The organism is Lachnoanaerobaculum saburreum DSM 3986 (assembly GCF_000185385.1).
Classification (GTDB): Bacteria; Bacillota; Clostridia; order Lachnospirales; family Lachnospiraceae; genus Lachnoanaerobaculum; species Lachnoanaerobaculum saburreum.
Window position 1 is genome coordinate 757,739 of record NZ_GL622296.1, and the last position, 9,087, is coordinate 766,825.

General features: G+C 36.7%; 13 protein-coding genes. 12 read left to right on the forward strand and 1 reads right to left on the reverse strand.

Translation table 11 applies throughout. The features are described 5' to 3' along the window. The first annotated feature begins 37 nt into the window (after positions 1-37). A complete protein-coding gene (locus tag HMPREF0381_RS03630) occupies positions 38-250 on the forward strand; it encodes a YdbC family protein (protein WP_008750522.1) in 213 nt (70 codons plus the stop codon). Between the two features lie 64 nt (positions 251-314). Here HMPREF0381_RS03630 and HMPREF0381_RS03635 read toward each other — a convergent pair whose 3' ends face one another. Next, positions 315-1,124 carry a TraX family protein gene (locus HMPREF0381_RS03635; protein ID WP_008750523.1) on the reverse strand — a complete coding sequence of 270 codons (810 nt, stop codon included), beginning with the start codon at positions 1,122-1,124 and terminating at the stop codon, positions 315-317. 234 nt (positions 1,125-1,358) lie between these two features. On the opposite strand from HMPREF0381_RS03635, the gene HMPREF0381_RS03640 reads away from it, so the two are divergent. The 11 genes from HMPREF0381_RS03640 (at position 1,359) to HMPREF0381_RS03690 (ending at position 8,957) form a co-directional block, all read left to right on the forward strand. Then, positions 1,359-1,982 carry an HAD-IC family P-type ATPase gene (locus HMPREF0381_RS03640; protein WP_330370353.1) on the forward strand — a complete coding sequence of 208 codons (624 nt, stop codon included), beginning with the start codon at positions 1,359-1,361 and terminating at the stop codon, positions 1,980-1,982. A 138-nt stretch (positions 1,983-2,120) separates the two neighbouring features. Further along, a complete protein-coding gene (locus tag HMPREF0381_RS03645) occupies positions 2,121-2,735 on the forward strand; it encodes a sugar O-acetyltransferase (protein WP_008750525.1) in 615 nt (204 codons plus the stop codon). Positions 2,736-2,749: 14 nt separating this feature from the next. Further along, positions 2,750-3,607, forward strand: coding sequence for a YitT family protein (locus HMPREF0381_RS03650; protein WP_040461656.1), 858 nt, complete (start codon positions 2,750-2,752; stop codon positions 3,605-3,607). Positions 3,608-3,616: 9 nt separating this feature from the next. After that, on the forward strand, positions 3,617-4,462 hold the full coding sequence (locus tag HMPREF0381_RS03655) for a Cof-type HAD-IIB family hydrolase (protein WP_008750527.1): 846 nt from the start codon (positions 3,617-3,619) through the stop codon (positions 4,460-4,462). Positions 4,463-4,475: 13 nt separating this feature from the next. Further along, positions 4,476-4,748 (forward strand): TIGR04076 family protein, encoded by a 273-nt coding sequence (locus HMPREF0381_RS03660; protein ID WP_008750528.1) that lies wholly within the window; start codon positions 4,476-4,478, stop codon positions 4,746-4,748. 68 nt (positions 4,749-4,816) lie between these two features. Next, positions 4,817-5,455 carry a metal-dependent hydrolase gene (locus HMPREF0381_RS03665; RefSeq protein ID WP_008750529.1) on the forward strand — a complete coding sequence of 213 codons (639 nt, stop codon included), beginning with the start codon at positions 4,817-4,819 and terminating at the stop codon, positions 5,453-5,455. Between the two features lie 321 nt (positions 5,456-5,776). Next, entirely contained in the window at positions 5,777-7,279 is a 1,503-nt protein-coding gene (locus HMPREF0381_RS03670; RefSeq protein WP_008750530.1) for a hemoblobin-interacting domain-containing protein, read from the forward strand. Next, complete coding sequence (locus HMPREF0381_RS03675) at positions 7,279-7,968, forward strand: ferric reductase-like transmembrane domain-containing protein (RefSeq protein ID WP_008750531.1); 690 nt, start codon at positions 7,279-7,281, stop codon at positions 7,966-7,968. The genes HMPREF0381_RS03670 and HMPREF0381_RS03675 overlap by 1 nt, the downstream gene beginning before the upstream one ends. Next, the gene (locus HMPREF0381_RS15985) at positions 7,959-8,324 is read left to right on the forward strand and encodes an FMN-binding protein (RefSeq protein ID WP_008750532.1); all 366 of its coding nucleotides are present in this window, start codon (positions 7,959-7,961) and stop codon (positions 8,322-8,324) included. The genes HMPREF0381_RS03675 and HMPREF0381_RS15985 overlap by 10 nt, the downstream gene beginning before the upstream one ends. 95 nt (positions 8,325-8,419) lie before the next feature. After that, entirely contained in the window at positions 8,420-8,686 is a 267-nt protein-coding gene (locus HMPREF0381_RS03685; RefSeq protein WP_008750533.1) for a type II toxin-antitoxin system RelB/DinJ family antitoxin, read from the forward strand. After that, on the forward strand, positions 8,679-8,957 hold the full coding sequence (locus HMPREF0381_RS03690; RefSeq protein ID WP_008750534.1) for a type II toxin-antitoxin system YafQ family toxin: 279 nt from the start codon (positions 8,679-8,681) through the stop codon (positions 8,955-8,957). Before HMPREF0381_RS03685 ends, HMPREF0381_RS03690 begins: the two co-directional genes overlap by 8 nt. Positions 8,958-9,087: the final 130 nt, after the last annotated feature.

Here is a 9,087-nt window from a genome sequence, read left to right on the forward strand (position 1 = left end):
GAGTATTGAAAATTTTTAAATAAATGAAAGGAGAAATATGGCAGGAGATTTCAGATATGATATAGTAGAGAAGATTGGAGTTTTGTCAGAGAATGCAAAGGGGTGGAGAAAGGAACTAAACCTTATTTCATGGAACGGGGCGGCACCAAAGTATGATATCAGAGAATGGGCACCTGAACATGAGAAGATGGGAAAGGGAGTGACACTTACAAAAGAAGAACTTGAGGCTTTGAAGAAACTAATAATATAGATACAAGATAATGACATAATTCATAAAAAAAGCATCCGCCAATAAGAGCAGGATGCTTTTTGCTTTACTTAAAAACAAGTGTTGAAATAACATATAAAATTCCGATATGCAAAGGATAGAAAATATAGAAGAAATTCTTTATACCCTTTCCTTTTTCACCATTATAAAGTGCTATCGGAACAGCTGCAAATATCATAATACTTTGAATCCTGTCACCGGTGATAAAGATATATGCAGACATTGCAACCAGAACAGCTATCTGTAGTACTCTGTCCTTTCTAAAGATATAGAATAATAATCCCAAAAGTACAGAAAAATAACTGCCTTCAACAATCAATATACTTGGAAGATACAGAGAAAATATTGCTATATAACGCACAATATCGGGTGAAATATTTTCATTTGTAACAAGAAATCCACCTATCAGCACAGGCATGGACAGCAGAACAGGTATAAAACATAGAAGTATTGCGCCAATTATCTTAAGTATAGACTTTTGATGAATACCGTCTACAAATATATCCCAAAATAACATATATAATCCGCTTACAAAGAATGTGCTGAAAGCATTGTTCATAAGTGCAACATTATCATTTGGGAGAATACCCTGTAACACAAAAGTAAAAGTGGTCATAAACCAGCTTGCAATCAAAAGTCTCAGTAAATATCTCTTTTTGCTATGTGTATAATGAAAGCTTTCTGAAGCCGCAAATAAGAACATAGGAAATACAAGTCTGCCTATCATAGTAAGCCATATAGGTGCTCCGACATGTGAAAACATCTCATGAATGTGATCAATGAACATCAGTGTGGCGGCGATAAGCTTTAGAGTTGTAGCATTTAAAAACTGCCAATTTGATTTTTTAGTATCCAATAAATAACCTCCTTAAATATCGCCCCATTGTAATAAAAATCAAATGCTATGTCAATACACTTATAAAAGGCTTTTTTTGACACATTGACACAGAAAATCAGACGGATTATAATATGTTGATATTTGGAGTGGTAGAACGCTTTGCAAATATGGGATAAAAGAAGTTAAATACTATAAAAAATATATGGAATTGTAAAATCATATTAAGCATAAAAGAGCCGATATTTAATCAAGATAAAAAAGGAAAAGTTTGATAATCAGGGCTGTACAGTGATCTATATCGGAACGGATAAAAGACTTGCAGGTTATGTGGTACTTTCAGATACATTAAGAAGTGAAAGCAGACATATGATTGAGGGTTTAAATGATATTGGGGTAAAACCTGCGTTGTTTACAGGTGATAATAAAAATGCAGCCACATCTATAGCAAATGCATTAAGTATCAATGAATATTGTGCAGAGTGCATGCCGAAGGACAAGTTAAACTTTATTGATAAGAGGGAAAAACAAAAGAAATCGGTTTGTATGATTGGAGACGGAGTAAATGATGCACCGGCACTTAAAAGAGCAACTGTCGGAATAGCAATGGGCAAAATAGGAAGTGATATAGCCATAGAGGCGGCAGATATAGCACTTGTAGATGATGAGGTGGAGAAACTTCCACACCTGTTGTCACTGTCCGGAAAAATGATGGATACAATCAAACTGAATATGTCATTTTCAATGGTGCTGAACTTAATTGCAACAGTTTTTGCAATTACAGGTATTCTAAATCCTATAGTCGGCGCATTGGTACATAATGCAGGTTCGGTACCGGTTATAATAAATTCTTCTTTACTGCTTAAGTGGAGAGGCTGATATAGATATAAAAAAGGCGGTTCATTTTTGGACTGCCTTTTTTATATGATTTAGTATATAATGATACGAGGTCAAGAATCAGAAAATTTCATGAGACCGATAATCAAAAATAATTATAGATAAGTATAGAGGAGAAAAATGAACGAAAAAGAAAAGATGCTTGCAGGAAAGATATATGATCCGACTGATGAGGAGTTGACAAGATTAAGAACCAAGGCACATAGACTTTCACAGCGGTATAACACATTATTTGAAGATGATGAATTGAGGGATATTGTTATAGATGAGCTTATACCGAATAAGGGAAAAGGAGTTTATCTTCAAGGACCTGTCTACTTTGACTATGGTGTATTTACAAGTTTTGGAGAAAATTGCTATGCAAACTTTAACTTTACAGTGCTTGATGTATGCCCTGTGAATATAGGCAATAATGTGTTTTTCGGACCGAATTGCAGTCTGATGACACCCATGCATCCGTTCAGGTGGCAGGAGAGAAATATCAAGTTTAAAGAGGACGGAACAGCATATGGTGATGAGTATGCAAAGCCGATAAATATAGGTGATAACTGCTGGATTGCCGCAAATGTAGTGATAACAGGCGGAGTGACTATAGGAGAAGGATGTGTGATAGGTGCAGGAAGTGTAGTCACAAGGGATATACCTGCCAACAGTCTGGCATCAGGTAATCCATGTAAAGTTATCAGAGAAATAACTGAGAAAGACTCAATAAAATATAAGAGCGAATTGTTTTGATGATAGGAAAGAAGATGAATAAAGAAATATTAAAAGAGTGGTCAACAGATATCTTAGTGGATATCATTGCAGGTATCTTTATGGGGATAGGTACTTACTGTTTTGCAGCTGCATTTAAATTTCCTATGGTGGGCTTTACAGGGCTTGCACTTATACTATATCAGCTGTTTGGACTGCCTGTAGGTATAGGAACAATAATTCTTAATATACCTTTTGCCGTTATTTCATATAGGGAGATAGGCAAAAAATTTCTGTTAAAGTCAGTTAAGTCAATATTGATTACTTCAATAATGGTTGATGTAGTTGCAAAAGTCTTTCCGGTTTATAATGGAGATTATATGTTGGCGGCTATATGTACAGGAATAATTTCCGCAGTCGGATATGCACTTATTTTTATGAGAGATTCTTCCACAGGAGGTTCAGACTTTATAATGGTACTGATACATCATTCTTTACCGCATTTTTCACTGGGAAAGATAGCACTTGTAATAGACTCTGCTATAATTGTATTGGGCGTTGTACTGGTATCGGGTAATATAAACAGCTTGATATATGGACTGATTATAGCATATCTTGTAGCTGTAGTGCTTGATAAGGCAATGGACGGACTTTCTGCCGGAAAACTTATTATGATTATATGTGATAAGCCTAAGGATATGTCAAGGGAAATAGCAACACTTATTGATCGCGGCTCCACATATCTTAAGGCGGTGGGAAGCTACACAGATGAGGAGAAAGATGTAGTGATGTGTGCCTGTAGAGTGAAAGAAGTACATGCAGTTCGTCAGGCGGCAAAGAAATTAGACCCAAGTTCATTTGTGATAATACTTGACTCAAATGAGGTTGCAGGAGAAGGATTTAGACATTTATAAGGATAAGATATGAATATATTTGAAGAAAAAAAGATAAAAGTAAGAGATGCCGTCCTTGCACTTGACCTGGACGGAACATTGACCGATTCAAAAAAGCGGATCAGTGAAAGAACCAAAGAATCTATAGATAAATTTATAACCGCAGGCGGAACTGTGGCACTTGCATCAGGCAGACCGACCTTTGGAGTAATGCCGGTAGCAAAGATACTTGAACTTGACAAAAAGGGAGGTTATATACTTTCATACAATGGCGGTTGTTTCCTAGATTGCAAAAACAATAAACAGCTGTTTATGAAGGAATTGACACATGAATATTTGCCGATACTTGAAAAACAGGCAAAGGAGTTCGGTATAAACCTTATGACTTACAATGGTGATAAGGCTTATGCACTTGATATAGATGAACAATATTATATGATAGAGATTAATATCAATCATTTTATCAGAGTAAAGGCCGACCCTCTGACTCCACAGATTACCTTCCCCATTATAAAATGTCTGATGACGGCAGACGGGGATTATCTGGCAAAGGTAGAAAAGGAAATGAAAAAATACTGGGAAGGAAAGTTAAATATCGTTCGTTCGGAGCCGTATTTTCTTGAAGTCACAGAGGTGGGCATAGATAAGGCAAGCACAATTACAAATATGGTAAAAAAGCTTGGCAAGAGTGTTGACAATCTGATTTGCTGTGGGGACGGGTTCAATGACCTGTCTATGATACAGGCGGCAGGCATAGGCGTAGCCATGGCAAATGCACAGGAAAGGGTAAGAGCAGCCGCAGACTATATTACAAAGTCAAATGACGAAGACGGTATAGTGGATGTGGTAGAAAATCTTTTTAAGTGGGAGAAGTAGAAGAAAGGAATATATGAACAGAGGAAAAAGACCGAAGATAAAACTTACTATAACGGATAGAAGAGGAAAGACGGGGTGCCATAGAGGACATCATGTAGGAGAGGTGTTTGACTATGATGAGGATAGAGGAAAGATTTGTCCTATGGCAATGCACTGTGCTTTTCCCTATATAGATATTTTAAGATATGGCGGAAGCCTTCCCGGACAACCTGAGGGATGTGCGGAATTTTGCTGCTCAGATGCGGATGTGATTTTGGTCTTTAAGGCAGAGATGGAAAACTGTTAGAGGATGGATATGGATAAGCTAAAAAATACATTTACAACTTATCGGAAAGACATTTTAGAAAGGTACTTATGTTAGGCAAAACACATTTTTCAGTAGGCATGGCAACAGGACTTATGTTGTGCAGACCACAGAGTATTGCAATGCTTGTTGCAGGTACTGCAATAGCGGGATTTGGCGGAATTATAAGTGATATAGATGTGGGAACATCGGATGCACATAATAAGGTGGAGCGCATTATCGGCTTAGCCGTTTTCAGTATTTTGGGAGTAGTGACAGCGGATGCAATATTTCATGTAGGTATCTATAACAGATTGACGGCAGACAGCAATATCTTACGCCTTATTATCGGAATATCAGCGTTTTTAGGTATATGTGCATTTGGTATGAAGCAACCGCATAGGTCCTTTATGCATTCACTTTCGGCACTGTTTAGCCTCAGCTTTTTTGTCTATATTATTTTCCCTGATATAGTACCATACTTTTTTGTAGGCTTCATATCGCATATAGTGATTGATGTATTAAACGGAAAGAGAGAAAAGATATTTTGGCCTGTAGGTAAAGGTTTTGCATTGCACCTATGTGTTGCAGACGGTCCGGTAAATAAGCTTTTGTTCCATATATCAAATATTGCAACAACCTTACTTATACTTACATCAAGACCGGTGCAGACTACGGCAATGAACATATTTAGGATAATACATCGATAAATTAAAGACATCCGAAGGGGTGTCTTTTTATATCAGAAGTTACAGGTATTTTTAACTTACAGCTTTTTATGTATAATGAGGCTGTAAGAATATATTATAAAAATTTTGTGGGGTAGAGTATGTGGCAAGAGCAAAAAGATAATGAAATAAAAGAAAGGAAAATATTAAAGGTTGAAGTTAAACTTGACCGATTTTCAGGTCTATATAATTGATTATATGTATGCTCTGAAAAAAATAATTGACATTATATTTGTTCTATGTAATACTGTACTGGCATAGTTAGGAATAACTAACATATTTATACTTATTTATGGAGGACTTATGAGAAAGAGATATTTAACCATATTGGCACCGGCAGCATTGGCACTTATGATAACAGGATGCGGAAAGGCTGCAGATACAGCTTCATCAGCAGAGAGCAGTTCATCACAGACTGAGAGCAAGTCTGAGACAAGTGCAGAAAGTAAGGCCGACATCGGCAATAAGGACTATGTATATGCAAAGATAAATATTCCATATGCAGACTATTACTATGGTGAGATCAATGACATAGCACCTGAGGCTGATCCGGCAAGCCTTACACCGAAGCTTGATGCACCTGATGCGGCGGCAGGTATAAGAAATGAAGGCAATTATGATGCGGTAAGTTCAGCTACCAATAAAAAAGCGGCAAAATATACAAGTGCGGTATCGGAAGTGGAAGGTGACGGTTCAAAAATCACCGGAGTAACAGAGGTAAATGTAGCTATTTCAAAATCACTCTATGAGGCGGCTAAAAAAGCGATAGAAGAGAAAAAAGAGTCTACAAATCCTCTACTTACATTTGTGGGTGAGATGACAGAGACAACAGATAAGACACCGGCAGAGTACAAGGTGCTTAATTCGGACGGAACATTCTCAAAGACAGTCGGAAATACTGTAAAGAATGATGCAAAGGCAGAAATCACCACTACATCAAAGTATGGAAACTATGAGATAGATATAAAGGACTTGGAGCTTGAAGTCGGCAATGTACAGGGTGTTGTAATGGAAACTAAGGAAGGTAAGAAGTATGGACTTGAGCATCTTCAGAATATTTGGCTTACACCATCAGAGCTTGCGTTTGCAGTTGCACCGTTTACAGAGAACCATGGAAATGTTCAGTCATATGTTCGCTATCAGGATATTCCGGGACAGACAATCTCAAAGATTACATATCTTCTAAAGGATGCAGATGATATAGAGATAGATACCGATCTTTTGTGTAAGCTTCTGGCACCTGAAAACTATAGTGCAAAGGGTGACGAAAGTGCAAACTACAGCAAGGACGGCACACAGATTCATTATACAATCACATCGGATGACAGTAAGTACAGTTTGGGTAGAATTGTATCAAGAAACAAAGATGTTGATATAGCAAATGTAAAGGACGAGAACGGAACACTTAATCTTCCGAAAGAACTTGTACCCGGAAAGTATCAGTTTATATTTACAAATGATAAGTATGCCGATTTGAGCTTTACAGCCACAATTAACTCAGGTTTAACAGCTGACAAGTTCCACTTTGAGAACAATACACTTAAGCTTGACGAAAATGAAGCAGGACTTACATTGAAAGAGTACCTTAATGCTACTACATCTGCAAAGGTAAATGATGCAGAGTATAAGGGCGGTAAGGGTAGAAAGTTCGGAAAAGTGGCATTTAATGAAGACGGCAGTATAAATTTGGATGCAAAATACAGCAATGACGGTAAGGATGAGCCTGTGTTCAAGGATGCGGGAACATATAAGATTCAGCTCAGTGCCGACGGCTATCCTGATTTGACATTTGAGGTAACAAAGTAATGAGACTTATCGCATGTTTAATATTAGCAGTAGCGTTCTTCTATTTTTTAGAAAAACCTATAAAAAAACATGCAACATTATTTTATATAGCAACTGTTATAATAAGTGTCCTGTCTGTATTGGCACCTAAGAAGGGATTACCGTTTGTAGTTGATTATATTGTAAAAAATATATTAGCAAGAGGCACCTTGGCAGGTGCCCTCTTTATCCTGGTTATGGTGGCTTCGGTATGCCCGGCGGCGAAGCTTAGAGGTATGCTGCTCCGTAACAGAGGTGAAATGGCTATTATAGCGGCCCTTCTTACACTTATCCACAATATATCATATGGCAAATACTATTTTGTTGCACTGTTTACAAAGATTTCAGAGTTGGATGCTCCAAGAATATTTGCGGCAGTACTCTCACTGGTGATGATTGTACTTTTACTTCCACTTACCATAACTTCATTTATGGTTATCAGAAAAAAGATGAATCCGAAAAAGTGGAAATCATTACAAAGGCTTTCATACATATTTTATGGGCTGTTATTTATACATATATCAATGATATTCAGTATATCCATAGTAAAGGGTCATCTAAATACTTTATTTGACCTTGCTGTATATGCGATTATATATATTATTTACCTTATATTTAGAGCAAAAAATATAAAAAACAAAGAATACTATGTATATTCCTTATGGTTGTGATTTGTGCATTATATATACCGCTTGCCATAACGGGAGTAAAAGCTTCCAAAACTCAGGAAGAGAATGTAAGTACTAATATAAGTTTAGATACTGCTTGCAAAGACGGAACATGTGAAGGCAGTGCCACAGGATATAGCGGTAAGACCACGGTTTCAGTGACTGTCTCAGGCGGTAAAATATCTGAAATAAATATAGTAAATACCGGAGATGATGAAGAGTATATGATAGATGCTAAGGACGTTATCCCACAAATTATAGAAAAACAATCTTTAGAGGTGGATGCTGTAAGCGGAGCAACACACAGCTCTAAGGGAATAATAAATGCGGTAAGAAATGCACTTGAAAATGCAAAATAAGAGAAAAGCCTGAGGAAACTTGGGCTTTTTTTATTGCAATGCACTTGTATTATATATATCTTTTGCTATACTTATGTTAGATAGGAGGTGTGGAGATGGCAAAGGGAAATCTTACATTAAGGATGGACAGTGAACTGAAATCACAAGCATCGGAACTTTTTAAGGCGTTGGGATTGGATTTGAGTACCGCAACGGGGATTTTTTACAGACAGGCTCTTAGATGTCATGGTCTACCGTTTGAGGTGAAAATAGATGAGCCGAATGAAACCACATATAAAGCTATGGAGTCTGCTAAAAACAATGAAGACATATACGGACCTTTCGACAGTGTAAAAGATTTGATGAGAGCGTTAGATGCTTAAGTTGGAGTTTACAGGAAGGTTTAAGAAGGATTATAAAATTGCGGTAAAACGAGGATGTAATCCTAAAAGATTGGAAGAAGTATTAGAGTTATTGCAAAAGGAGGAAATATTGCCCTCAAAATATCGAGATCATTATCTTGTGAATTCAAGGAATTATCAGAATATGAGAGAATGTCATATAGAACCTGATTGGTTATTGGTATATCAAGTTATAGATGATGAATTGATATTAAGACTTATCAGAACAGTTAGTCATAGTGATTTATTCTGATTTTTCAGTCCCGGGGAAACCGGGCTTTTTTATTTGCAAAAATTTATAAAAGTATGAAAGTAAAAACATAAGTTGTCAATGAATTTAAGATAATTTATAAGTTGAAAGAAAGTAAAAAATAATATAAAAT